Raw genomic sequence first — 26,359 nt, 5'->3', positions numbered from 1 at the left:
TGGATAATCGGCTACTGGGCCACTCTAGGGGATGAAAAGCCTAGAAGATAGCTGGCAAGTAGCTTGTGGATAATTACACCGGTGTGGTTCGGAAAAGGGGCTGTGAGCCACTTCATCCACAGGCTCCGGGGGCAGGTTAGGCACAGCTGGGGATAGCGGCCAGAAGGGGTTCCGGTTTGACTCGGGGGCTTAAATTGCCCTAACGTTGTGAAGTCCTTTGTGTCCGCTTTTTGGCCCCATCTGAATCTCCCAGGCGCAGTGCGCTTGGGCAGCCGGGGGATAGCGTGCATATACAAAACTTAGCGTCGGCCAGTTCTTCCCCATTACTGATCGGGTGGGCGCACCTTTGATCCACTGGAGTAACTAACGTGAGCAAGCGGACTTTTCAGCCGAATAACCGCCGTCGAGCCAAGAAGCACGGCTTCCGCCTTCGTATGCGTACCCGTGCCGGCCGTGCCATCCTGGCAGCCCGTCGTGGCAAGGGTCGCACCGAGCTGTCGGCCTAAATACTGACTCGTCGGTAGACATTTCTTTGCGAGTTTAAGGTGCTGGCCACCCGTAACCGTTTGAGGACTGCATCCGATTTTTCAACAACTGTACGTTCCGGTGTCCGCAATGGACGCCGGAACGTAGTGTTATATACGGCAGCCATTGCTGCTGACGAACCCAGCCGGATCGGGTTCATCGTTTCCAAGAGTGTAGGGAACGCTGTGGTCAGGAACCTCGTTAAGAGGAGACTGAGAGAAGCAGGTGCTGCCTCGCTGCGCGAGCACGGTACCGGGTTTGCCATAGTGGTCCGGGCGCTTCCTGCGTCCGCAACTGCCAGCTGGGACCAGCTGCTGTCGGATTACAATGCCGCATTGGAATCGACGATGGTCCGGCTGGCCGGCCGCCCTGCAAGGGCTGCTGCCAAGGATTCGGCCGGTACAACACAGGAGGGGACACCGCGTGCGTAACGCCACCGCCGTCGTCGTTACTTCCCTCCAACGTGGTGCTGCAGCCGTGGGGCTGTTCCTGTGGAACCTGCCCCGGAATATTCTCATTCTTCTTCTCAAGGCCTACCGCAAGGTGATTTCCCCCTTGTACGGCCAGGTGTGCCGGTTCTTTCCCTCCTGCTCGGCCTATGCGCTCGAAGCTGTCACTGTCCATGGCGCCGTCAAGGGAAGCTGGCTCGCTGTCCGGCGCCTTGGCCGCTGCCATCCATGGAACGCCGGCGGTGTGGACCACGTCCCCGCCGGCCATCGGGAATGGCCTGAGCACCAGACCCCCACAATTGTTGTGCTGAACAACCCGGACAAGTACCTGGCTGCTCGGACTGATGGAGAAGGCCGCAGTGCGGCCTGACGAATAGGGATAAGTATGGACTTCTTTGAAACAATCATGTTTCCGTTCAAATGGCTTGTGTCCATCATCATGGTGGGATTCCATGAGGGACTGACTGCCATTGGGCTGCCGGAAGCTTCCGGCTGGACGTGGACGCTGTCCATCATCGGCCTGGTGCTGGTGATCCGTGCCGCCCTGATTCCCGTGTTCGTCAAGCAGATCAAGGCCCAGCGCGGCATGCAGCTGCTGCAGCCCGACCTCAAGAAACTCCAGGACAAGTACAAGGGCAAGACCGACCAGCTGTCCCGCCAGGCAATGGCTCAGGAACAGATGGCCATGTACAAGAAGCACGGGACCAACCCCTTCTCGGCCTGCCTTCCCATGCTGATCCAGATGCCGTTCTTCTTCGCGCTGTTCACCGTGCTGTCCGGCATTTCGACGGCGAGGGACCGCGGCGAGGGCATTGGTGCGATGAGCCACGGCCAGGTGGAACAGTTTGACGACTCCACCATCTTCGGGGCCACGCTTTCCGCGTCCCTTCTGCACGGCGGTGAAGGGAACCTGACCGCCGTCTGGATCCTCTCCATCATCATGATCCTCGCCATGACTGCCTCGCAGTTCATTACGCAGAAGCAGATCATGGCCAAGAACATGTCCGAAGAAGCCATGGCCAGCCCGTTCATGCGCCAGCAGAAGATGATGCTCTACATCCTGCCGATTGTCTTCGGTGTTGGCGGCATCAACTTCCCGATCGGTGTCCTCATCTACTGGACCACCACCAACCTGTGGACCATGGGACAGCAGTTCTTCGTGATCCGCCGCATGCCGACGCCGGGATCCCCCGCTGCAAAGGCCCTCGCCGAGCGCCGGGCTGCCAAGGGCCTTCCGGCCCTCCCCATCCTGGGCGGCAAGAAGGATGAGGCAGCCGACGCCGCTGCTGCCGCCGCGGCCGTGGCCCAGGCAAAGGGCCAGCGTATCCAGCCACAACGCAAGAACAGGAAGAAGAAGTAATGTCTGCCGAGAGCACCGAACACGCCCTGTCCGAGGAGATCATCGACGATCAGGACGTCTCCGAGAACGGGGAAGCTTCCCTGCCCAAGGCTTCCTCAGCCAGCCGCCTGGAGGAAGAGGGGGACGTGGCTGCGGACTACCTCGAGGAGCTGCTGGACATTGCCGACATCGATGGTGACATCGACATTGAGGTCCGCAACGGACGCACCTACATCTCCATCGTGACCGAGGAAGAGTCTGACGCCCTGGACAGCCTGGTGGGTGAGGACGGCGAAGTCCTTGAAGCCCTTCAGGAACTGACGCGGCTTTCTGTGCTGTCCGCGACGGAGAACCGCTCACGGCTGGTACTGGATATCAACGGTTACCGGCAGGAGCGTACCGGCCACCTGCAGAAGGTTGCCGAGGACGCCGCAGCTTCAGTGAAGGAAAGCGGCCAGCCGGTGGCGCTGGAACCGATGAGCGCCTACGAGCGGAAAATCGTCCACGATGCCGTTGCCGACCTGGGACTGGTCAGTGAGTCCGAGGGCGAAGGCGCCGGACGCCACATCGTTGTATCCGCCGAGTAGAGAATGGCTGATCCGCTAACCATGGTTGACATTACGCCAGCTGAGCTTTCGGCCGCGGAGAAGATCTTCGGCGACCGGTTGGACCTGGCTAAACGCTATGTTGAACACCTGGCGACCTCCGGCACGGAGCGCGGCCTCATCGGGCCGCGGGAGATCCCCCGCCTCTGGAGCCGGCACGTCCTTAACTGCGCCGTCATTGAGAGTGAGATCCCCGAGGGGAGCCACGTTGCTGACGTCGGCAGCGGTGCAGGCCTGCCCGGGCTGTGCCTGGCAATTGCCCGGCCGGACCTGGAGCTGACCCTCATCGAGCCGCTGGAACGCAGGGTGATTTGGCTCCAGGAAGTTGTTGACGACCTGGGCCTGGACAACGTCACCGTGATGCGGACCCGGGCCGAACTGGCCGTGGGGCACGTCGAGGCGGATGTGGTGACGGCCAGGGCTGTTTCGGCCCTCAGCAACCTTGCTGGCCTGACCATCCCGCTTCTTGCGGGCAAGGGCGAAGTGGTGGCCATCAAGGGCCGCAGCGCCGCCGAGGAGATCGAGAAAGCCGCGAAGACGATCCGAAAGCTTGGGGGCGTCGAAACGTCCGTTCTCACGGTTGGTGAGCACCTCTTGGAGGAACCCACCACCGTGGTTCGCATCGTTGTAAACAAGTCCCAAAAGAAGGCCTAGTTCGGGCCCGGTGGCCTAACTCTGGCGGGTCCAGCAGTTAGGCTAGACAACGGCAGCAAATTTGGCTGAACGAGAGTGAGTGTGCCCCAGTGACCAGTAGTGAAGCCTCCACACAACGGATCCCCCCGTTTGTGTCTTTGGGGTCAGCACGTTCTGTCGCTGGTCCTGTCGCGACGCCGGGCAGGGGCGGAATCCACCCGGAACGGGTTTCGAACGCCGCGAAATCAGCAGCCGTTTCACGTGAAACAACCGCTGGCGGTAGATCCAACGTTATTGATGCAATCGATGATTCCAGCCCCATTGCCCGAGAGCTGGCGCATGAAACCAAGCGCCGTGAACGCCTGGTAGGCCGCCAGCTGCCGCGGCCCGAGAACACACGCGTCTTTACGGTTTCCAACCAAAAGGGTGGGGTGGGAAAGACCACCACCACGGTGAACATTGCCGCGGCACTGGCGGCGGCTGGACTCAATGTCCTGGTCATCGACATTGACCCTCAAGGCAACGCTTCCACCGCCCTGGGAATCGAACATCACGCGGACGTGGACAGCATCTACGACGTCCTGATCAACGACGTACCCCTCGCGGACGTGGTGGCACCGTGCCCTGACATCGGGAACCTGATCTGCGCGCCCGCAACCATCCACCTGGCAGGCGCGGAGATTGAGCTGGTCTCCCTCGTGGCACGTGAACAGCGGCTCCGCCGCGCTATTGACGTCTATGCCAAGACCCGTGAAAAGAACGGCGAGCAGCGGCTCGACTACATCTTCATTGATTGCCCGCCGAGCCTTGGGCTGCTGACCGTCAACGCTTTCTGCGCAGCCAACGAAGTACTCATCCCGATCCAGTGCGAGTACTACGCACTCGAGGGACTGAGCCAGCTGCTCAAGAACATCGAGATGATCCAGAAGCACCTGAATGCTGACCTGGTGGTGTCGACGATCCTTTTGACCATGTACGACGGCCGTACCAACCTCGCAGCCCAGGTTGCGGCCGAGGTACGCCAGCACTTCCCGGATCAGGTCCTCTCTGCTGTGGTTCCACGATCGGTGCGCATCTCGGAAGCACCGAGCTACCAGCAGACGGTCATGACCTACGACCCTTCCTCCAGTGGAGCCCTGTCTTACCTGGAAGCCGCTGCTGAAATAGCAGAGCGCTAAAATCTTCAAACTGCAACGACTGGAGCCTGGCAACGCCTGGCTCTACCACTGGAGGGATTACCAATGAGCGAGAAACGACGCGGCCTGGGCCGCGGTCTGGGTGCGCTGATTCCAAGTTCCGCCGCCGCCAACGGGTCGGGTACCGCCACAACCGTCTCGCGTCCGGTAGATCTCTTCTTCCCTGAGGGACGCAAGAAGACGGAACCTTCAGAGGAGGCCGTTGAGGCCCCATCGTCGAAGCCCGCAGCGGACAAGCCTGCGGCGGCTAAGTCCTCCCGGTCCTCTTCATCCACATCCTCCCCGGCTAAATCCACGCCGGCGAAGTCCGTTGCAGGGAAGTCCGCTGCAGGGAAGGGAACAGCTGCTGGAACCCCGGCAGCCGGGCCCAGCACTTCAGCGAAGGCAAAAACGGAGGCCGCGGCCACCTCGGCCGTCACAACAGACGATGCCGCTGACACCGGCCAGGAGCCGACGACCGGCATGCCTGAAGCCGCGGCGTCCGCGGCTACGTCCAGCGGTCGATCGGAATCCCGTGGGTGGGATGATGACGGCGTGGACCTGGTCGAGGTACCGGGAGTGCGGTTTGCCGAGATTCCAGTCGGCGACATCCACCCCAACCGCAAACAGCCCCGCTCTGTCTTCGATGAAGACGACATGGCGGAGCTCGTCCACTCGGTACGCGAAATCGGCGTGCTCCAGCCAATTGTGGTTCGGAAGTCAACCGAAGATGGTAGCGAACCGTTTGAGCTCGTTATGGGTGAACGCCGGTGGAGGGCAGTACAGGCCGCTGGCCTCGAAACTATCCCCGCGATCGTCCGTGACACCACTGATGACGATCTGCTTCGGGATGCACTGCTCGAAAACCTGCACCGCAGCCAGCTAAACCCCCTGGAAGAAGCTGCCGCCTACCAGCAGCTCCTGGAGGACTTTGGAACTACCCATGAGCAACTGGCTGACCGCATCGGAAGATCCCGCCCCCAGGTCTCGAACACCCTGCGTCTCCTCAAACTGCCCCCGCTGGTACAGCGCCGGGTGGCAGCCGGCGTCCTTTCAGCTGGCCACGCCCGCGCCCTCCTGGCGCTTCCTGACGCCGCGGCGATGGAGCGACTGGCCCAGAAGATTGTTGCGGAGGGTATGTCGGTTCGTGCCACCGAAGAAGCCGTGACGCTGTACCAGGATCCGGCAAAGCCGGCGAAGAACAACATCCCCCGTCCAGGGGCCCGACATGAGCGCCTCGACTACTTGGCGTCGTCGCTTTCGGACCGGCTTGATACGAATGTCAAGATCTCCCTTGGTGTCCGTAAGGGCAAAGTAAGCATTGAATTCGCGAGCGTCGAAGACCTCAATCGCATTATGGAGGTCCTGGCTCCGGGCCAGTCCGGCTAGCAGGATGATTTTCAGTAGGGCCCGATTCACTCCGAATCGGGCCCTACGTGTATCCGTGGCCTTTCCCGTGAGACCCGATAAGGGTAGAAGATCGTCACATCCCAAACTTATGACCCACCATCGAGTCTTGTGGATCGACTCGAGGGGCATGGGAAGCTGTACAGAGCTGCTGATACGTTGTCACGGCCTTGCGAGGATTTGGTTGTGCCTCCGTCCCGCCACTAGGTTCTACGGCTGAGAGACATGCGGCTGGGGGCTATCCTGAAGTCTCAGACACCTGGTGCTGACTGGTCCGCCCATTCGGGCTCAACGGCCAGTTCAGTTTACGGGAATCAATCCTCGGAATGCCCACCCACTCAAGTTCTATTCTTAAGCTGAAGTTCTCTGCACGGGACAGTAACGTTTCACGTGAAACGGCGGGCCGGAGGATTGGGTCCTTTCGAGTCGGCTCGTCTTCGTTGAGTCTAGGCACACAGAAAGTACGTGGCTTTTTCCCTGGAGTCGCCTTCTTGTTCTCGATGCAAGTCCCGCTGGAAGTAGAGCGACGCAGTCCAAATTCCCATCTCGTGGGTTCAGCAGCCGATGCGGCCCGAATTGCGCCCAAAGAAACCCTTAGAAACAGGGCTCTGAGCCTGGGTAGGTGTGGGCGATGAGAGGTACTCGAACCCCACACCTATACGAGATTCAAGGAAGGCCGTATGTCCTTTACGTTTCACGTGAAACAGGTTTGTCAACGCTGCACGTCAGCGGGCTGCTGATCAGTTCGGTGCTCTCAATTTCTGCACGCTCTTCTTTGCACGTCCGTGATCGTCGTCATTTCCGCTACTGCCGCATTTGGCATCAGCGGTGCCAAGTCTGGCCTAAGAGAGAAAGAGCCCTTCGCATCATTCAGGCACTTTGTGTAATGCCTCGGACTTGAGGGGCTTGGGAGCAGCTCCGGCAGCACTGGCGGGAGTTGCAGGCGGCCCGTCAGGACGTCAATGTTGTAGATAAGCGCGTGATCAAGCGCGGATCCGTCTCCCCTGGCTCCAGTGCCCCAGAGGAGGTCCCTGTTGGCCTGATATAGGGCCGTGAAGGGCCAGCTACCCCTTTGCATGACGAGCCCGTGCAAGCCGATACCCAGAACCACAACGGCCTGCCAACACGGGCCGTTGCATGCAGAAGAACAATCAAATGCGAGCATGGGCCTTTGAATCCCGTTCCATGCGTTTCACGTGAAACAGTGAGCACCACCTAGTGCTGGGGCCGAAGGACTGAAAATGCGGCGTATTCCGGGCCGGCTCCTGCGACTGGGACCAAAAATACGACCGCCGACCGCCAGAGACGTCCAGCTGCGACTGAGCAGTCATAATGACACAGACATGGGCCGACGTTTTCCCCTGGGCATGATCGGGCAGGCATCTTCACCCGCAGAACGACAGGTCGTAAACCTCACGACCTCCATGTCGATGATCAGCCTTGAATGTAACCCGAACCTGAACGACCCTCACCGCAAACCTCCACGAGCTCATGTCCGCGGATGTGCCGTGTGCCGGCGATCTGAGCGTCGGGGGTGCGCATGTGCCGAACGAACTGGTTAGGGAGAATTGTCTAAAGCCTGTCCATCGGCAGGTGTAACGCCACGACCCACGTGGAGTCTGCCAGGCGGCGTGTCTTGCGCTTGGTTCACGCGCATACCGTCGACGTACTCCCCTGTGGTCTGCGGCTCATAGCCCTGGTCGCGAAATGATGGCCTCGATATTTGCGCCGTACGCCGCCAATTGAAGGTCGATGCTTGTTTGTATCTGTTGGGTAGGTCTGAATGCCAGCACGAGTGGTCAAATGGGCGTGCTGAGCTATGAGTGAGCCCGCTCAGACCGGGCAGCGATGGGCCGTGGATAACGCTGTGGATAACTTTGTGGGTGATTGGACGGGAGGACCGGCTCCTCGCGCCCGCAGAACAACGCTCCGAGGAGTCGGTAGGACCTTCCTGTAGGCACCTATGGACGTACGGCAAGCCGGCTTGCCTCTGTTTCACGTGAAACATAGTGGGCCGGCAACGAGCCGCATGTCGCACCGGCTGGAAATCAGCCTAAGTAGCGCACTTTCGTGCAACCGGACAGGCCCTCTAGGGCAGTTTAATGTGCAGTTACCGAGGTGGTCGGACGCTAAAGCATGAGGAGATACGCTGGATCGAGAGTGGGCCGCGAGCATCCAAGCCGCGGCAGAGCTGGCGTGGCCCTTCCAAGCCTGTGGATATCCCTGTGAATATTGAGTTCTTCGGCTGTGGAAAAGATTGTGGATATCCAGCAGCAGTCTGCGCCCCTGAGATCTCTCCTGGATACCTAATTCTTCCCCTTTGTCCGGCACATTATTGGTCCTTGGACTGCGTGGCCACAGCCCCGTCCTGTTGATCCATGAAGCGGTCAGCTCATATCACCTCGTCAGACATCAAGCGATGCACGGATCAGCCCTCCTGCTTCTCCGCCCAGGCGCAGAAGCTGGAGGATCTCAATCGTTCTGCCATAGGTCTGCCGCCAATGACTTCGATCAGGGGTCCCTTGTCGGTGGAAGGCAAGCGAGTCAGCTCCACTAACCCGTAACTGATCTTCTGTGCCTAATGTTGCGCTTGAGTTCAGAGGAACCGGCCAGGAAGAGTCTCTGGGCACGAGCCTATGTGAGGTGCAGCGCTACAGTCCACGCTATGTCGCCGAGTGCTAGCGTATCCCCCAGTTCAATGCGCGATTGGACGCGCTATCGTCTGGACAACGGTGTTGCTATCTCCACTTCCTGGTTTCGGTAACAACATGAGGCCCTAACAACCGCGTGGCCCACGCTACCGCGCATGTTTCACGTGAAACGGCGTCCCGAGTACTCATCATTTGCGACCGACTTTGGATTGCAGTTGTTGACGGCGGGCTCGTGGTAGTGATTCGGGTGCCAGCTAGCCTGGTCGGCTCATATGCGTCACCACCTGCTTCCACAGACGTGGGATCAACGTGTTCAGACGATTAGCCGTTTGCATAGTGGGCGTTGTTCCTGCGGACGCGAGTATGCCCTCCTCATAGGTCGATGGGCGCACCGACCTTCCGAAGCCGGGCAGTGCGGGAGATCTGGTGGGCACGATATCGTTCGGGCGCAACATTCGTCGGGCAGGGATTCGTTCACTGGATCAATCCAGGAACATGCTCACTGCCGCATCTACACCGGGAGAGTGACCGTAATGGGTAACCAAGACACAACTCTGGCTGGCCTGCTGCGTTTCTGCCACTGCTACGAGTGTCGTTACTGACCACCGACTTCTGCGACGCTCCGCGCGCGGCTGTTGCCGGACTTGAGCTTGTTTTTAGAAGATCGTGAACTCAGCCCGCTACGCTGGGCCGGCCCAGACTGCGAGAAGCCGCATGGTGGAGGCCCAATCCGGGCCGGATGAGAGTTTTGCCAGGCCGCCATTATCGACGGCAACTCAGGGGCGAGACCTGCAAATGAGAGTTCACACAGTACGAAATTCGGGGTGCAGGATAGCCTTTGGAGCGGAAGACTTAGGGGTTGCTGATGCCGGGGAAACGTTGCTCCATGTTTCACGTGAAACGGTCCCACGTCGGAGCATGTACGCGTAGAACTCTGTGGTCCTCGTGTGTTTCACGTGAAACGGTCCGACCACTGCGCCAGCACTGCGCCCCCCGCCCGGTACACCGTCACCTCCTGAGGCGTCTGCATCAGAATGTCCGATCCGTCCTCCATTGTGCCCTGTAGGGATACGCGTTCCGAGAGTCCCGCGAACCGCAGCGCTGCCCCGCCCACCGCGGCGCAATCCCGCATGGTCGTACGCCTGTCTCCATACCTCAGATGTAGAAGCATTTTGACTGCTGAACTGTCGCTAGAGCGCGCTTGTTAGTGATTTGAGCGTGCAGTCAATATCGTGCAGACGCCGGCTGGCTGAAAGAGCTTCTGATGCACGTCTTTGGTCCCGGCTAGCTAGAGAGTGGCACTGTGGAGCCCCTATTGGACGCCCTCGGCCCGGTATTCTCAACTCCCATATTTTTTGGCGGTATCGAGGCAGCTACGGGCAGGCAAACGTTTCACGTGAAACCTGCCTACTACTCCAGCCGCCCGGTCTAGGCGGGAATCTTTGCTCAGTAATGAGTTGTCCGGTACGCGCAGACGTCAATAGCGGGCCGCGCGTGCACAAAAAAGCGGCCACCGCATGTGCAGTGGCCACTTTTCCAAGCTCGACTCATCCGAGCAGGTGCACGCTCAGGACAGGACGTCCGCGAACTCTTTTTCGAAGAACTGCTTCGGCTTGGCACCGATGACCGTGTTCTTCACTTCTCCACCCTGGAAGAGGTACACGGCCGGGATCGACGTAATGCCGTATTCTGCGGCGATGGCGGGGTTATCGTCCACGTTTACCTTCACGACATCCACCTTTTCGCTGTACTCGACCGAGATCTCATCCAGGATGGGACCGAGCTTGCGGCAGGGGCCGCACCATTCAGCCCAGAAATCAACGATTACCGGCTTGTCGGAGGACAATACGTCCGTGCTGAAGCTTGCGTCTGTTACGTCTTTTGCGTTGCTCATAACCTGATCTCTCTCTTCGGGTATCGTGGCGGTAATTACGCGGGCAAGTCTGCGAGGTAGTGCTCAACATCAATTGCCGCTACACAGCCGGAGCCGGAAGCGGTGATCGCCTGGCGGTAGGTGGGGTCCACCACGTCACCGGCTGCAAACACTCCGGGAATGCTGGTTCTCGAGCTGCGTCCTTCGACGGCGATGGTGCCCTCAGGAGTAAGGTCCAGGATGTCCTTGACCAACTCGGTCCTCGGGTCGTTGCCAATCGCAACGAACACGCCTGTTACTGCGAGATCCGAAATACTGCCGTCAAGTAGGTTCTTGATCTTCAGCCCGGTGACCTTGTCCTCGCCGATGACGTCGTCCACAGTGCTGTTCCAGACAAAGCTGATCTTCTCGTGGGCCAGGGCACGGTCAGCCATGATCTTGGAAGCCTTGAGGGAGTCCCGGCGGTGCACAACCGTGACCGTCCTGGCAAACTTGGTGAGGAACAGGGCCTCCTCCATGGCGGAGTCGCCACCGCCGATCACGGCAATGTCCTGATCTTTGAAAAAGAAACCATCGCAGGTTGCACACCAGCTAACGCCGTGTCCGGAGAGACGCTTTTCGTTCGGCAGGCCCAATTCGCGGTAGGCAGATCCGGTGGAAAGGATGACGGCCTTCGCCTTGAAGCTCTCACCGGTCGCGATGGTGACCGTCTTTACCGGCCCTTCAAGCTCAAGGCTTGTAACGTCCTCGAACTGGATCTCCGTGCCAAAACGGACAGCCTGCTTCTCGAAGTTCTCCATCAGGTCTGGACCCATGATCCCTTCCGGAAAGCCCGGATAGTTCTCAACGTCTGTGGTGTTCATGAGTTCGCCGCCGGCAGTGACGGAGCCGGCAAGCATCAGCGGCTTCAGGTTGGCACGTGCTGTGTAGACAGCTGCCGTGTAACCGGCCGGGCCTGAACCGACAATGATGACATCACGTACATCGGACGCGGTGTTTTCTGCGATGGTCACTGAACGGTGAACCTCTTCCTTGGTTGACGCGCCCCTCGTGGAGGCCGGCCACATGGCACAACTGCTGCGTGTTGCTGATTATTCCGGCGCCAGGACATGGTGGACCACCGGTACACGGCAGGCCGCCGTCACCATAGGCGCTCTTTCAAGGTTACCGTCCCGGCAGGGGCACGCCGCCTGCTGCAGGGTTTGTCCAGATTTCCGCGCTGATGACGGCCAGAGCCGGTACGAAAGCTGCAGCCCGGAGGAGCCTGTTTACTGGACCTTGATCTCCGCGAGCCGGATGCCGAATCCGTAGCGGGTTTTGGGAGCAGCCAGCCGCGGCAGGGAGTTGATGGAGACGATCACATACTCGGCCTCCACCGGCTCCGCCAATGGCATGGTCAGGTCGGTTGAGGTGAAGCTGTTGGTCCCTACCGCTTTAGCCCCATCCAGTGCAGGACGGTCGTTGGTGTAGACGGTGATGTTGCCACCGGAGCCACCAAGCTGCGAAAGGGTAATGGAGGAGACCCGGGCCGGGTTCTCGAGCTTCACTACCAGGGGCACGCCCTGGGGTGCCAATCCGCCCCAGTTCTCCGTGGCGAACTCCATGTCTGACCAGAAGCTCGCGGCGTTGCCGTCGTACGCCCTGACGAGGTCGCCATCAAAGGTGGCGGCAAAGTCGAAGTTGCCCTGCCTGGTGATGCTCTCGATGGCCGGTGGCGCTGCCGGCGGTGCCGTTGTGGGTTCCTGCGTCGGAGCCGAGGTGGCTTCGGGAGCGTTGCCGTTTGTCCCGGGTGCCGTGGGCACTGCCTGGGGCTGTGAGGAGAACAGGCTGCCCAGGTTGGTGACGGCAAATACCAGGCCGGCAATGAGCACCACGGCCAGCAGTCCACCCACCAGCCAGCGCATGGAGCGGGGCTCGCGGGCAGGTTCGTCACGGTCGTCGTCGTCATAACCGCCCTGATCGGGGACGGCTGCGCCGGCGGCAGCTGCGGGCGCGGCCGACCGTGCGAAAACGGAGGATTTTTTCTTCTTGGCCTCTGGTTCGTCGTCGACCGGCGATTCCACCGGGGCATGCTCTTCAGCGTGCGCGTAATCGTCATCGGACCACAGGGAAACCTTGGGCTTACCCGCAGGTGAGCCGGGAGATCCTTGAGTGTGGCCTGCTGCCGGCGTGTGGGCGGTCTGGTGCTCCTCCTCCGGGCGTGCAGAACGGTCGGTTCCGGAGCCGGCGGCAGCGGCCGCAGCTGCGGTTCCTCCCGCAGCAAGGGCTCCACCGGATGCTGTTGCCCCGCCACCAGCGGAGGCCCCGTTGGACGGGCGTCCAGCGGAAGGCGCGGCAGCAGGACGGACCGGCGGTTTCGGCGGAACGGCCGGTGCTGCCCGGTAGGGATCCACCTGGCTGGGGTGGTTGTCCGCGTAGTTGATGTAGCCGGCTTCCACATGGTCTTCATCGTCGTAGGGTTCCGGCTCGTTCGACCGTGGCTGGCCAAAGATTTCGCTTCCCAGGGTGTCTGTGAAAAACGGTTCCACGTAGGGTGGGTTGGAGGCCACCACCAGGTCCAGCAGATCCGCTGCGGAGGTGTGGTTGGTGATGAGGTAGGTGGCTGCCTCGCTCATGCCGAGGTCCAGGACCTGGACGGTGCCGGGACGTTCCCCGGTGGCTACTTCGCGGGCACTCTGGGCAACCTGTTCGGTGTTGCCGGGTCCGGCCACCAGTATGCTGACGGGACGGTTCAGAACCTGATCCACACCGTCCAGCACCAGATCGTGGTCGTGCGAGGCCAATACCGTGGCAGTGACCTTATAGCGGCCGCCCAGTACTGATCCGACATCGATCGGGTTGGACACGTGTTCCTCCTAGACTGTCCGGGATTGCCGGCTTGAATGATGCAACCACCGTCCAGGAGCCGGCGGGCGCCTGACCCCTGGATGCAACTACCCCTGTACCCTTCCGATCCTAGCCGATTGCGTCCCTTCCACCTTGGACGACGGCAGCCGGAAACCGCGGGAACGTCACTTCTTCCGGGGTTTCCTCGGCTTGAAATGGGGGTTCTCGCCGGGCTTCCCCTGGAAGGTGCGGCGCCCTGGAAGGGGGATCTGCTCCCGCAGGAAGCCACCCCGTGCCGTGTTGGGTTGGTCCTCCCCGGGGAGGTAGTCGCCGTCGGACGTTGGCGGGCCATCGCCGTCGAGCGATTCCTTCCCACGCACCCCCCGCCCGGGCGCCTCCTGTTCCGGGGCCGGCCCGGCCCTGAAGGAGACGGCATCGAACTCACCGGAAATCCTTGGGATGAGGCCTGTGTCCACGGATGTGGTGGCACGTTCCGGGTGCTGGCGTCCACCGGTCGGTGAACCAGACGGCGAATCTGGGCCGGAACCGGGGGAAGAGTCCGACGGCGGGGTCCCGCCTCCAGCCGGAGGTGCGGCAGGTCCGCCGCGCCCCAGCCGGCCGAGGAGGGGACGGAGCAGGTCGCGCAGTTCGGAAACCCGGAACAGCTTGAGGAGGAAGAAGTAGGCCACCAGCATGATGGGACCCACCACGACGACGGTGATCAGGGCTGTCAGCCTGTCGCGCCAGGCAAAGCCGTCCGGACTGTAGCTTCCCAGGAGCCACAGGGCACCGGCTCCGGCGATGGCCGAACCAAGCGCTGCGTACCCCATGCGGATGTAGGAGTTGGCGATTCGTGGCCCGTCCAGGTGACCCAGGAGGCGCCGCAGGAACCAGGCGCTGATGACCACGGAGAGGATGTTGCCCACCATGTAGAGGACCGCGATGGCGTAGATGATCTGCGTGACGGGCAGGAATTGGATGGCGAACGCCCCGGCCACGTAGACAACGGCCAGGAGCAGCTGGACGTAGAAGGGTGTCCTGGCGTCCTCGTTTGCGTAAAACACCCGGGACATCATGAAGTTGGCGCTCATGAACGGCGTGCTCAGAGCCAGGATAGTGAGCGTCTGGGCCAGCATCACGCCGTCCTGGCGGAGCCCGCCCGAGAAGAACATGCCCAAGGGACCTGCCAGGGCAAACAGCGCCAGAGCACCGAACACGGTTGCCACCGCCATGGTCCGCAGGCCGTGCGAGAGGGCATCGCGCAGCTCGTCGCGGTTGCCGTCCTGGGAGGCCCGCGTCATCCGGTTGAACAGCACCGTGGCCAGGGACAGGGCAATGATGGAGTGCGGCAGCAGGTACAGCTGGCTGGCCACTTCCAGCACGGCGTTTCCTGGCAGCATATAGGCAGCGGGGTCCCCCGCCTGCTGCAGCCGGATGCGTTCGGCGCCGGGAATGGTGGCAATGCGCATGACGTACAGGAAGGCGAGCTGGCCGACGGCGGCGGTCAGCAGGGTCCAGACGCTCAGCCTGGCTGCCTGGCCCAGTCCCACCCCCCGCCACCCGAAACGCGGCCGGATCCCCAGCTTGAGCCGCATCACGGGGATCATCAGGATGGCTGTTTGAGAGACCACGCCGATGGTTGAGAACCCGGCCACCAGGAGGGTTTGCGTGTCGCCCCAGTTGTCCAGGGTGTGCGGATTCACCTCGTTGGCGCCAAAAATCCAGATGAACATCCCCAGGCCGGCAATGGCCACCAGGTTGTTAAGGATGGGTGCCCACATGGCGGGCCCAAAGGCTCCGTTGGCGTTCAGGACCTGCGTCAGGAGGGCGTAGAGGCCGTAGAAGAAGATCTGCGGCAGGCACCAGAAAGCAAAGGCCACGGCCAGCGCTTTCTGCTGCGGGGTATATCCCTGCGTCGTCAGCTCAATGACCCAGGGTGCCGCCAGTGTCACCAGCGCCGTCAGGCCCAGCAGGAGCAGCACAGCCAGCGTCAGCAGCCGGCTGATGTAGTCCGCTCCCCTGTCCGGAGCCTTGCTTGCCTTGATGATCTGCGGCACCAGGACAGCATTGAACACCCCACCCGCCACGAGCAGGAAGATCAGGTTGGGCAGGTTGTTCGCGTTGATGAAGGTGTCATTGACGGTGGAGCCCAGGCCAAGGGCCGTGCCCAGCATCCAGGTCTTGCCAAAGCCCAGGAACCGGGACACAAGCGTCCCGGCGGCCATGATGGCGCTGGAGCGGGTTTCACTGGCAGCCACGGCGCCAGGGGTGGTGTCCGGGCCCGCCGGCTCGGGGGGAACGCCGTCCGGGACGGCATCGCCGGGCCGGCCGGCTTTATCGGAAGGAAAGTTGGTAGCTGACATCGCCTTCATCGTCTCACCCGAAGGCAGTTAAAGCCGCAACGCAGGCGCCCTGCGCCCGGGAACCTGCAGTCCTAGAGGTGCTCGGGGAGGACCTCGCGGGCGAGGTCGGCAATCCGGCGCTCGTTGGGGAAGGACAGCTTCCGGGCCAGCTCCTGGATGGGAACCCATGCCACGTCCACGGCTTCCTGGTCCGGATCGTTCTCGATGGTCAGTTCGCCGCCCGTTGCCCGCAGGAGGTAATGGTGGACCGTCTTGTGGACCCGGTGGCCGCTGACCGTAAACCAGTAGTCGATGCTCCCGAGTGGCGCGAGGATGTCCCCCTCGATGCCGGTTTCCTCGGCAATTTCCCGGACCGCTGCCTGCTCGTTGTTTTCCTTGCCCTCCGGATGGCCCTTGGGAAGGCACCACTCCAAACGTCCGCCGCGGTTAAGGCGGGCGATGATCGCAACCCTCAACTCGGCGTCGGACGTGTCCACTACAACGCCGCCGGCAGAGACTTCCTCAACCGTGGGCAGCGATGCCGGTGCCGCATGCTGGGCAGGGGCAACGTGCGCACCGATTGCCGACGGCAATGGTGCGTTTGTCCTCCTGCCTGGAGCGCTCGGTACTGGATGGGCCATGGAGTCCACTCTAACGACTGTTGCCCGTTCGTGATGACCGGAACATGACACCAACATGGACTGCATATGACGCACTTTGCCGGCGGCGGAGTGATTCCGCACGATCTTGACCGTATTTTGGCCTGCCGACGCGCTGGTTTCTGACAAGCTTAAGTAACTATGGCTTACGCACATCACAAGACTGATTCCCAGACCGTCGATTTCCAGGTGGACCCGGTGGTCCTGGAGCTCGGACGGCGCTTCGTGGACGCCGGCCACGAGCTGTCACTGGTGGGCGGACCGGTGCGTGACCTTTTCCTGGGCCGGAGCTCCCCGGACCTGGACTTCACCACGGATGCCACCCCGGACCAGACGGTTGCCCTCATCAAGAAGTGGGCGGACAACTACTGGGAGATCGGCCGCGCCTTCGGAACCATCGGCATGCGCAAGGCAGGCTTCCAGATCGAAATCACCACCTACCGGGCGGAGGCTTACGATCCCGATTCCCGCAAGCCAGTAGTGGCCTTCGGGTCGTCCCTGACTGATGACCTGCTCCGGCGGGACTTCACCATAAACGCCATGGCCCTGAAGCTGCCCTCCCTGGAACTGGTGGATCCTTTCGGCGGCGTACGCGACCTCCATGCGTCCGTGCTGGCCACTCCCGGGGCGCCGGAAGCGTCCTTCTCGGATGATCCGCTGCGGATGATGCGCGCGGCACGCTTCGCCGCCCAGCTTGGGGTTTCCGTCCACGAGGACGTCCGGCAGGCCATGACGCAGATGGCCGAACGGATCACCATCATTTCCGCCGAACGGGTGCGGGACGAACTGGTCAAGCTCATCTGCGGCGCCCGCCCGCGCGTCGGCGTGGACCTGCTGGTGGACACGGGGCTCGCCGAGTTCGTGCTGCCCGAGGTTTCGGCGCTGCGGCTGGAATCGGACGAGCACCACCGGCACAAGGACGTCTACCAGCACTCCCTCCAGGTCCTGGAACAGGCAGCGGAGCTGGAGACGGACAGCGAGGGCCCGGTGCCAGGGCCGGACTTTGTGCTGCGCTTCGCAGCATTAATGCACGACGTCGGGAAGCCGGCAACGCGCCGCTTTGAACCGGGCGGCGCCGTGAGCTTCCGGCACCACGACATGGTGGGGGCTAAACTCACCTCCAAACGGATGAAGGCGCTCCGTTTCGACAACGACACCACCAAGGCCGTGGCCCGCCTCGTGGAGCTCCATATGCGCTTCTACGGCTACGGGGACGCCGGCTGGAGCGACTCCGCAGTGCGCCGCTACGTGACCGATGCCGGGCCGCTGCTGGAACGGCTGCACCGGCTCACCCGCTCGGACGTCACCACCCGCAACCAGCGGAAAGCCGAACGCCTGGCCTTCGCCTACGATGACCTCGAAGCCCGCATCGCCGCGCTCCGCGAGCAGGAATCGCTGGATGCCGTGCGGCCTGACCTTGACGGTGCCCGGATCATGGCCCTGCTGGGCATCAAACCCGGTCCGGTGGTGGGGCGCGCCTACAAATTCCTGCTCAGTGAGCGGATGGAGAACGGTCCCCTGCCTGCGGAGGAAGCGGAAGCACGGCTGCTCCGCTGGTGGGCAGGGCAACCGGAATCAGCACCTGCCGTTTCCGCACCCTCGGCGCCCGACGCTGGAATGCCGCCCGCCGTCGTCGAGCCGTCCCCTTCTGAGGAGTCCAAGTGACCATTCCTGCCCTTGCCCCCCGGCCCCAGCTCTGGATCCTTCGCCATGGCGAGACGGAATGGTCCAAGAGCGGCCAGTACACCGGGCTCACTGATCTTCCGCTGACCGTCGAGGGCGAACAGCAGGCCGTGGAGGCCCGGAAGGTGCTGGATCCTGTCGACTTCGACCTGGTGCTCACCTCGCCGTTGAGGCGTGCGCGACGTACGGCCGAGCTTGCCGGCTTCCCCGACGCCCAGCACGAGCCTTTGGCGGTTGAGTGGAACTACGGCGACTACGAGGGGATCAGCTCCGACCTGATCCGCAAGGACAATCCGGACTACCTCATCTGGACCCACGGCGTTCCCAACGGCGAAACGCTGGACGAGGTGGCGGCTAGGGCAGACAAGATCATCGGGCGCGTGCTCGAGTCCGGCATGGACAATGTGCTGATTGTGGCCCACGGCCATTTCTCAAGGATCCTCACCGCACGCTGGCTGGAATTGCCGCCTACCGAAGGCCGCCATTTCATTCTCGGTACCGCAAAAGTCTGCACTCTCGGGTGGGATAAAAAGACGCCTGCGATCGTCCGATGGGGCCTCTAAAGAGGTTTTCAAAATAAGTTGGACAATTTTTGGATATTAAGTAGCCAATAGTCCAGCCGGTGGTGTAATTTTATTCCTGATCCCAGGGCGTCCTGCCGGGATCGCGGCGCACGCTGCCGGGTCCAGGCCCGTGCGGCGGCAGAGCAGAAAAGGAGGTTGGGAAAATGATTACTTTGACTAGCGGATGGAAGATGACCATCACCGCTGCCCCGGCCCCTGATGCTTTTGCGCGCCCCTTTAAGGATTACGCCGGCTCCTAGCCGCTACTCCCGCCTGGAGCCCAGGCAGCAGCGTCCCTCAGCGGGCCCCGGTCCGGCAGGACGCCGGCCCGGTGCAGGTGCAGCATTTCCAAACCGTTCCCGCGGGACCACGGACTTTCCCTTTCGCATTCTTCTGCCCTTCTTTCCTGCGTAATGCAGCTTTAGTGCTGGGGTGCGGTAAAACGGTTCAAATTTCTGCGTAATTATATTTGTGCTGCCCATAATTCCCTGCCGTATTCCCTGATTTACACACCATAAAAGGGCTCAATTGCCGTGCCCATTTATGCATGCCGAACTCCGGACGGAGAGGAGGTGATGGCCATGAAAAAGTTTCGAGAACTCCTGCTGCCGGCCCAAGGACGGCGCAGCAGCCGGAGGAAGTTCAACGAGGACCTGCTGGAAAAGCAGCGCGAGGATGTCTTTGTCCTGATGCACCAGCAGATCGGCGGTACCCGCTAGGGAAGGCGCCGCCCGGGTGACCAGGGCAGCCACGAAAGACGCACCTTCGCCAGGAGGCACCGTGAAACACCAGAGAACCTGTGGCCGGAGCCCATGCGGCGACGCGTGGGCTCCGCCGCCCGTGGCGCCAACCGGCTTCCGGGCACGGCGGTAAGCTCGAAGCCATGGAGGACACCCAGCCGCCCGAGCATCGAGGAAGGCTGCGCCTCGTTGTTCCAAGCCGCAGCGATATCCTGCTGAGGAACTTCACGGAATTGGTGGGTGGCCCCCTTGGATCCCGATCCGCTCCGGGTATTGTTTCCCCTGGTGTCTTCACGGTGGAGCGGGTACTGATCCTGCTGACCGTGCTGGCGGCACTGGCAGGCATCCTGCTGAAGGGATTCTGCCGTGCCAACGGATGGGAATCCCCCACCCAGTTCTACGCCACCTGCTATTCCGACTTCCCCGAACTGTTCCGGAACCGCGGACTGGCAGACGGCAACTTTCCCATCCTGGGCACGGGGAGCCAGTTTGAATACCCTGTCCTGACCGGCCTTATTGCCGGGATAACGGCCTGGCTGGTCCCCGGCTCTGGAGCCCCGGATGCCCGGATCCTGGCCTACTTCGACATCAATGCCGCGCTTCTGGCCGCGGCCGCGGTGGTCACGGTCCTGGCCACCGCCCGGATGAGCGCCCGCCGGCCCTGGGATGCAGCCATGGTGGCTTTGGCGCCGGGCATCATCCTGGCCGGTACCATCAACTGGGATCTCTGGGCGGTGGCGCTGCTTGCCGTGGGTATGTACTTCTTCTCCCGGGAGCGGCTGGTGCTGGCGGGGGTCTTTATCGGGCTTGCCACGGCCGCCAAGCTGTATCCGCTGCTCATTCTGGGTGCCATCCTCCTGCTCGCCCTCCGGACCGGACGGTTCCAGCCGTTCCTCAAGACTGCGGGGGCCGCGGCCGCCTCGTGGGCTGTTATCAACCTCCCCTTTGCCGTGGCCAATTTCCCGGGCTGGGCCTACTTCTTCCAGTTTTCGGCAGACCGCGGCGCCGGCTACAGCTCACCCTGGTTCGCCTACAACCTGGTGCTGGGCAGATTGAGGGGACAGGAACTGAGCGGTGCAGCCGTGGACCTGCTGTCCCTCGGTTTATTTGTGCTGGGCTGCGCCCTCATTGCCCTTGTTGCCCTGACCGCACCGCGCCGCCCCCGCCTTGCCCAGCTTGCCTTCCTGGTTGTGGCGGCCTTCATCCTGACCAACAAGGTGTATTCACCGCAGTTTGTTGTATGGCTGATCCCGCTCCTCGCGCTGGCCAGGCCGCGGTGGCGCGACTTCCTGGTCTGGCAGGGCATCGAGGGCCTCCACTGGGCTGCGGTGTGGATGTACCTTGGACAGGTGACCAGCGCCGGATCCTCCCAGCACAACCTGGATATGCCCTACTACGTCCTGGCCGTGGCTGCGCACATGCTGGCCGTCACCTACCTGATGGCGCGGGTGACCTGGGACATCTACGACCCCACGTACGATCCCATCCGCAGGCACCACCTGGACGATCCCCACGGCGGCCCGTTCAACGGGGCACCGGACAGGTTCCGGCTGAACCTGCGCCGCCGGACCATTGCTGCGCTCCAGCAGAAGGCGGCCTCCGATGCCTGACGTTACGGTGGTTGGAGCCGGACCCAACGGGCTGGCTGCCGCGGCCGTCATGGCGCGGGCAGGGCTTGCCGTGGAGGTCTTCGAAGCCGCGCCCGTGATCGGCGGCGGAACCCGTACGGCAGAACTCATGCAGCCGGGCCACTTCCACGACGTCTGCTCGGCCGTCCATCCAATGGCCCTGGCCTCGCCTTTCTTCCGGGCCTTCGAGCTTTCCCGGCGGATGGAGCTTGTCACGCCTGAGCTCTCCTTCGGATCACCGCTGGACGGCGGACGGTCCGCCCTCGCCTACCGGTCGCTTGACCGGACCGCAGCGGGACTCGGCCGGGACGGCGCTGCGTACCGGCGGCTGATGGGCCCCATCGTGCGGAACATCGACGACGTTATGGACTTTACGCAGAACCAGCTCTTCCGCCTTCCCCGCAACCCGGTGGCCGCGGGCATTTTTGGCCTGCGGACCCTGGAACAAGGTTCGGGCTTCTGGAATGCCAGGTTCCGCGAGGAGGCAGCTCCTGCGCTCCTCAGCGGCGTTGCGGCCCATGCCGTGTCCCGCCTTCCGTCCCTGGCCGCGTCCGGAGCAGGGCTGATGCTCGGGGCGCTGGGCCACGCTGAAGGATGGCCCATTCCCCTGGGCGGTTCTGCTGCCATCGCCGCCGCCCTGGCAACGGACATCGAGTCGCATGGCGGCATCCTCCACACAAACGCCCCCATCAACCGGTTAACGGACCTTCCAGCGGCGCGGGCCACGCTCCTTGATGTCGCGCCGCGCGGACTGGTGGACATGGCCGGTGACTCCCTTCCCGGCCGCTACCGCACAGCCCTGGAGTCCTTCCGCTACGGGAACGGCTCCTGCAAGGTGGACTTCATCCTGTCCGGCCCCGTTCCGTGGCAGGCGGCCGAACTGGCTGACGCCGGAACCGTCCACGTGGGCGGAACCAGGGAGGAACTGGCACACGCGGAAAACGAGGTCAGTGCCGGCCGGCACCCCGAACGGCCCTACGTCCTGGTAGCCCAGCCTTCCCGGTTCGACCCACGGCGCGCCCCCACGGGCCGCCACACCCTGTGGACCTACTGCCACGTGCCGGCCGGTTCAACCAAGGACATGGCGGAAGCCATCACCGCGCAGCTGGAAAGGTTTGCCCCCGGTTTCAGGGACCTCGTGGTGGACACCAACGTGGTGACGGCGGCGCAGCTGGCAAAGTACAACCGGAACTACATCGGCGGGGACTTCAGCGCCGGCACCATGGACCTCCGCGGCCTGGTCCAGCGGCCCGTCGTATCCCGGCACCCATGGCGCACTCCCCTGCGCGGCGTCTACCTTTGTTCCTCCTCCACGCCGCCCGGCCCCGGGGTCACCGGCATGCCCGGCCTGCACGCGGCAACCCATGCGCTCAAGGACATATTCCACCTGCCCGTACCGTCGCTGGGCCTGGGCGGCGCCTAGCAGCCGGCAGCGCCCGCAAACCTCAAGGAATGGCCCGACGCACTGCATTTCGCGGGGCATAATGGCCGAATGGGGAAATCAACAAAACTTTCTGTTACCGTAGCTGCGCTCATTCTGGGAACCTCGCTGGTGGCCTGCGACGACGGCCGGAGCGGGGCAGAAACCGCAGCACAGCAATTTGCCACAGCCGTTTCGGGACTGGATGTGGCCGGGGTGGCCTTCGACGGCAAGGACGCCGCTGCCGCCAACGACCAGCTGCGCGGCGTCTTCAAGGCATTGGACCCGCAGAAGCCCGCGGTCGAAGCAGGCGACATCACCCTGGACGGCGACAATGCCTCGGCGCCCTTGAACTACACCTGGAAATTCGGCGACGCAGAGTGGAAATACACCGTACCGGCAAACTTCAAGAAGTCCGGGGACAAATGGCTTACGGTCTGGGACCCGGCAACCCTGGCGCCCGGCCTCGCGGACAGCGAGATCCTCAGCAAAGGCGCCCAGTCCCCGCAGCGCGCGGATATCCTCGGGGCGGGGGACGTCCCCCTGGTCACCTACCGTCCCGTGGTGAACGTCGGCATCGACAAGCCCCAGCTCGGCACTGCCGACCCCACCGACGCTGCCACCAGGCTCGCTGCCCTCGTTGGGGTTGACCCCGCCGGCTACGTCCAGCAGGTGAAGGCCTCCGGCGCGGAAGCCTTTGTGTCCGCGATTACCCTGCGGGAAGAGGGCCGCACCATCACCAACGAGCAGATCGCAGCAATCCCCGGCGCCCGTGCCATTCCCGCCTCGGTGCCGCTGGCACCCAGCCGGACCTTCGCCCGCGCCGTGCTCGGCACCGTCGGGGAAGCCACTGCTGAGCAGATCGAAGCCTCGGAAGGCGCCCTGTCAGCGGGTGATGTCACCGGCATCGGCGGGTTGCAGCAGCAGTACGACGAACAGCTCAGGGGGACGGACGCCGTCGTAATCCGCGCGCAGCGCGCCGACCTGACCCGCGAACAGATCCAGTCCGCAGCAACTGACCCCCGACGCGTGCTCTTTGAAGTGGCGCCTGAGCCCGGGACACCGCTGAAGACAACCATCGACCCCACGCTGCAGGCACTCGCGGAGACCACCCTGGAGGACGTAGGTCCGGCGTCGGCGATCGTGGCGCTCCGCCCCTCCAGCGGTGCCGTCCTGGCCGTGGCATCGGGGCCCGGCAGTAACGGCTACAACACGGCCATGCTGGGCCAGTACGCGCCGGGGTCGATCTTCAAGATGGTGGACTCGCTGGCCATGTTCCGCAACGGGTTGACCCCTGATTCCAAGGTTGAGTGCACGCCGACGCTGACGGTGGACGGGCGCACTTTCAAGAACGCCGACGGTTATCCCGAAAGCTCCCTGGGCTCGGTCACCCTGCGTGACGCCTTTGCGCATTCCTGCAACACGGCGTTCATCGCTGCCCAGGATACCGTGTCACAAGGACAGCTTGAGGCGGCCGCCCTGGCCATGGGGATCGCCGTCGAAGCGCCGTCGCTGGGCGCAGACGCGTTCCTCGGATCCGTGCCCGGCGAGGCGGCAGGGACGGAGCATGCCGCCTCCATGATCGGACAGGGCAAGGTGCTGCTTTCTCCCCTGGCGGCAGCCATGATGGCGGGCTCCGTGGCCAAGGGCGCGCCGGTGTCGCCCCAACTGGTCCTGAATCCCGACGGCGGTGCTGCCGCTGCCGGCACGACGAGCGGTTCCACGGCACCGGCGGCGCAGCCTTCCGCCACCGCGACGGCAGAAGCACCGTCGACGGCGTCGGGCGAGCCGATCACTGCTGCCGAGGCCGCTTCGCTCGGTGACATGATGCGCGCCGTGGTCACCTCCGGGCATGCAGGCTTCCTGGCCGGCGTTCCCGGTGCACCCGTGGGGGCGAAGACCGGGACGGCAGAATTCGGCAAGGAGACTCCCCCGAAGACGCACGCCTGGATCGTGGCTGTCCACGGGGACCTGGCCGTGGCCGTGTTCGTGGAGGACGGCGGTCTGGGAGCAACGACGTCCGGGCCGCTGCTGAAGGAGTTCCTCACCGCAGCCGGCTAGTTTTATGTCCGGGTATGCAGAATTCCGGGCCGGTCAACCCTGCATGCCTGGACAAAAACTCTCTGCCATGGCCGTGGGAAGATGGAATACGTGGCCCATATTGACGTTTCCGGCATTGACTATTTCCTCTCCGACGGCACCCAGCTGCTTAACGGAGTGACCTTCAAGGTCCCGGACGGCACCAAGACCGCATTGATCGGCCCCAACGGCACCGGGAAGACCACCCTGTTCCGCATCATCGCCGGGGACCTGGTGCCGGATGAAGGCGTGATCGGGCGGTCCGGGAACATGGGCATCATGCGCCAGTTCGTAGGCCAGGTCCGGGACGGCTCCACGGTGCGTGACCTCCTGGTGTCCGCCGCCCCGCCTGCCCTGGCGGCTGCGGCCCGCGAGGTGGACGATGCCGAGCTTGCCATGGTGGAGTACGACGACGAGCCAAGCCAGATGCGGTACGCCCAGGCGATCGTTGATTGGGGAGATGCGGGCGGCTACGACGTCGAGACCGTCTGGGACGAGGTGTGCATGGCCGCGCTGGGACTTCCCTTTGACCGCGCGCAGCACCGCCCGGCGTCGAGCCTTTCCGGAGGCGAGCAGAAGCGCCTGGTGCTCGAAGCGCTCTTTGCCGGGCCGGACGACCTCCTGCTGCTCGACGAACCGGACAACTACCTTGACGTCCCGGGCAAGCGGTGGCTTGAGGACAAGCTGAACGAGTCCAGGAAAACGGTCTTCTTCATCAGCCACGACCGCGAGCTGCTGAACAATGCCGCAGGGCGCATCGTGACGCTGGAACCCGGCATCAACGGTGCCGGCGCGTGGATCCACGGCGGCGGATTTGGCTCGTACGTGGAGGCCCGGGCAGACCGCAATGCCCGTTTCGAGGAACTGCGGAAGCGCTGGGACGAGGAGCACGTGAAGCTCAAGGAACTCGTCAACATGTACAAGAACAAGGCCGCCTTCCGCTCCGACATGGCCAACCGGTACCACGCCGCCCAGACCCGGCTGGCCAAGTTCCTGGAGATCGGGCCGCCGGAAGCGCTGCCCATCGAGCAGAACGTGCAGATGCGCCTCAAGGGCGGGCGGACCGCCAAGCGGGCCATCGTGGCGGAGAAGCTGGAACTCACCGGACTCATGAAGCCCTTTTCCACGGAAGTGTGGTTCGGGGACCGCGTTGGTGTGCTGGGTTCCAACGGCTCGGGCAAGTCGCACTTCCTCCGGCTGCTGGCTACCGGCGGAACCGATCCGGAGCGGGAACACCTGCCCGTGTCCGACGTCGAGATCGCCGAAGTGCCGCACGAGGGCACCGTGAAACTTGGCGCCAGGATTCGCCCCGGTTTCTTTGCCCAGACCCACGTCCGGCCCGACCTCCTGGGCAAGACGCTGCTGGAGATCCTGCACCGTGGCGATGAGCACCGTTCAGGTCTCGGCCGGGAGGCCGCGGCCGGGGCGCTGGACGGCTACGGGCTGGCCGGGCAGTCGGAGCAGAAGTACGAGTCCCTCTCGGGCGGGCAGCAGGCACGGTTCCAGATCCTGCTGCTGCAGCTCAGTGGCGCCACCTTGCTGCTCCTCGACGAGCCCACGGACAACCTGGACCTGCACTCAGCCGAGGCACTTGAGAAGGCCATCGACCATTTCGAAGGAACCGTCCTCGCCGTCACCCACGACCGCTGGTTCGCGCGCACGTTCGACCGCTTCCTGGTGTTCGGATCCGACGGCAAGGTATACGAATCCGCAGAGCCGGTGTGGGACGAAAAGCGCGTGGAGCGCGTCCGCTGATCCAACG

At 63.1% G+C, this 26,359-nt stretch carries 20 protein-coding genes; 15 read left to right on the top strand and 5 right to left on the bottom strand.

Annotation, left to right across the window (positions count from 1 at the left end; genetic code table 11):
- Positions 1–368: 368 nt before the first annotated feature.
- From rpmH to NFU08_RS06595, 8 genes are all read left to right on the top strand, one after another.
- On the top strand, positions 369–506 hold the full coding sequence (gene rpmH / locus NFU08_RS06630; RefSeq protein WP_003800212.1) for a 50S ribosomal protein L34: 138 nt from the start codon (positions 369–371) through the stop codon (positions 504–506).
- 39 nt (positions 507–545) lie between these two features.
- Positions 546–956 (top strand): ribonuclease P protein component, encoded by a 411-nt coding sequence (gene rnpA / locus NFU08_RS06625; RefSeq protein WP_174178543.1) that lies wholly within the window; start codon positions 546–548, stop codon positions 954–956.
- Positions 949–1,344 carry a membrane protein insertion efficiency factor YidD gene (yidD, locus tag NFU08_RS06620; RefSeq protein WP_174178541.1) on the top strand — a complete coding sequence of 132 codons (396 nt, stop codon included), beginning with the start codon at positions 949–951 and terminating at the stop codon, positions 1,342–1,344. The genes rnpA and yidD overlap by 8 nt, the downstream gene beginning before the upstream one ends.
- A gap of 15 nt (positions 1,345–1,359) precedes the next feature.
- Positions 1,360–2,334: a membrane protein insertase YidC gene (gene yidC, locus NFU08_RS06615; RefSeq protein WP_104186681.1), complete on the top strand. Its 975-nt coding sequence runs from the start codon at positions 1,360–1,362 to the stop codon at positions 2,332–2,334.
- Positions 2,334–2,900, top strand: coding sequence for a R3H domain-containing nucleic acid-binding protein (locus tag NFU08_RS06610; protein WP_174178526.1), 567 nt, complete (start codon positions 2,334–2,336; stop codon positions 2,898–2,900). The genes yidC and NFU08_RS06610 overlap by 1 nt, the downstream gene beginning before the upstream one ends.
- A 21-nt stretch (positions 2,901–2,921) precedes the next feature.
- Positions 2,922–3,572 (top strand): 16S rRNA (guanine(527)-N(7))-methyltransferase RsmG, encoded by a 651-nt coding sequence (rsmG, locus tag NFU08_RS06605; protein WP_251421588.1) that lies wholly within the window; start codon positions 2,922–2,924, stop codon positions 3,570–3,572.
- 89 nt (positions 3,573–3,661) lie between these two features.
- Positions 3,662–4,729 carry a ParA family protein gene (locus tag NFU08_RS06600; protein WP_285835577.1) on the top strand — a complete coding sequence of 356 codons (1,068 nt, stop codon included), beginning with the start codon at positions 3,662–3,664 and terminating at the stop codon, positions 4,727–4,729.
- 63 nt (positions 4,730–4,792) lie between these two features.
- Positions 4,793–6,115, top strand: a complete 1,323-nt coding sequence (locus NFU08_RS06595; protein ID WP_251421585.1) for a ParB/RepB/Spo0J family partition protein — start codon at positions 4,793–4,795, stop codon at positions 6,113–6,115.
- Between the two features lie 4,236 nt (positions 6,116–10,351).
- Here the strand turns inward: NFU08_RS06595 and trxA are convergent.
- The 5 genes from trxA to NFU08_RS06570 form a co-directional block, all read right to left on the bottom strand.
- A complete protein-coding gene (gene trxA, locus NFU08_RS06590) occupies positions 10,352–10,678 on the bottom strand; it encodes a thioredoxin (RefSeq protein ID WP_174178520.1) in 327 nt (108 codons plus the stop codon).
- 35 nt (positions 10,679–10,713) lie between these two features.
- On the bottom strand, positions 10,714–11,670 hold the full coding sequence (gene trxB, locus NFU08_RS06585) for a thioredoxin-disulfide reductase (protein ID WP_251421582.1): 957 nt from the start codon (positions 11,668–11,670) through the stop codon (positions 10,714–10,716).
- A gap of 255 nt (positions 11,671–11,925) precedes the next feature.
- Entirely contained in the window at positions 11,926–13,503 is a 1,578-nt protein-coding gene (locus tag NFU08_RS06580; RefSeq protein ID WP_251421579.1) for an ABC transporter substrate-binding protein, read from the bottom strand.
- Positions 13,504–13,668: 165 nt separating this feature from the next.
- Complete coding sequence (gene murJ / locus NFU08_RS06575) at positions 13,669–15,846, bottom strand: murein biosynthesis integral membrane protein MurJ (protein ID WP_251421577.1); 2,178 nt, start codon at positions 15,844–15,846, stop codon at positions 13,669–13,671.
- A gap of 71 nt (positions 15,847–15,917) precedes the next feature.
- On the bottom strand, positions 15,918–16,418 hold the full coding sequence (locus NFU08_RS06570; RefSeq protein ID WP_104186702.1) for an NUDIX hydrolase: 501 nt from the start codon (positions 16,416–16,418) through the stop codon (positions 15,918–15,920).
- 207 nt (positions 16,419–16,625) lie between these two features.
- Between NFU08_RS06570 and NFU08_RS06565 the strand changes: the two genes are divergently transcribed.
- From NFU08_RS06565 to NFU08_RS06535, 7 genes are all read left to right on the top strand, one after another.
- Positions 16,626–18,149, top strand: a complete 1,524-nt coding sequence (locus tag NFU08_RS06565; RefSeq protein ID WP_251421575.1) for a CCA tRNA nucleotidyltransferase — start codon at positions 16,626–16,628, stop codon at positions 18,147–18,149.
- Positions 18,146–18,730, top strand: coding sequence for a histidine phosphatase family protein (locus NFU08_RS06560; protein WP_102976429.1), 585 nt, complete (start codon positions 18,146–18,148; stop codon positions 18,728–18,730). Before NFU08_RS06565 ends, NFU08_RS06560 begins: the two co-directional genes overlap by 4 nt.
- Before the next feature lie 581 nt (positions 18,731–19,311).
- A complete protein-coding gene (locus NFU08_RS06555; protein WP_174178510.1) occupies positions 19,312–19,449 on the top strand; it encodes a hypothetical protein in 138 nt (45 codons plus the stop codon).
- Positions 19,450–19,613: 164 nt separating this feature from the next.
- A complete protein-coding gene (locus NFU08_RS06550) occupies positions 19,614–21,080 on the top strand; it encodes a glycosyltransferase family 87 protein (RefSeq protein ID WP_251421572.1) in 1,467 nt (488 codons plus the stop codon).
- A complete protein-coding gene (locus NFU08_RS06545) occupies positions 21,073–22,521 on the top strand; it encodes an NAD(P)/FAD-dependent oxidoreductase (protein WP_251421569.1) in 1,449 nt (482 codons plus the stop codon). The genes NFU08_RS06550 and NFU08_RS06545 overlap by 8 nt, the downstream gene beginning before the upstream one ends.
- A gap of 69 nt (positions 22,522–22,590) precedes the next feature.
- Positions 22,591–24,579: a penicillin-binding transpeptidase domain-containing protein gene (locus NFU08_RS06540; RefSeq protein WP_251421566.1), complete on the top strand. Its 1,989-nt coding sequence runs from the start codon at positions 22,591–22,593 to the stop codon at positions 24,577–24,579.
- 90 nt (positions 24,580–24,669) lie between these two features.
- Positions 24,670–26,352 (top strand): ABC-F family ATP-binding cassette domain-containing protein, encoded by a 1,683-nt coding sequence (locus NFU08_RS06535; RefSeq protein WP_174178502.1) that lies wholly within the window; start codon positions 24,670–24,672, stop codon positions 26,350–26,352.
- The last annotated feature ends 7 nt before the right edge of the window (positions 26,353–26,359 follow it).

The organism is Pseudarthrobacter sp. NCCP-2145 (assembly GCF_023708005.1).
GTDB classification, from domain to species: domain Bacteria; phylum Actinomycetota; class Actinomycetes; order Actinomycetales; family Micrococcaceae; genus Arthrobacter; species Arthrobacter oxydans.
Note: the sequence above shows the minus strand (reverse complement) of the source record. Positions and strands in the feature narration are given on the sequence as shown.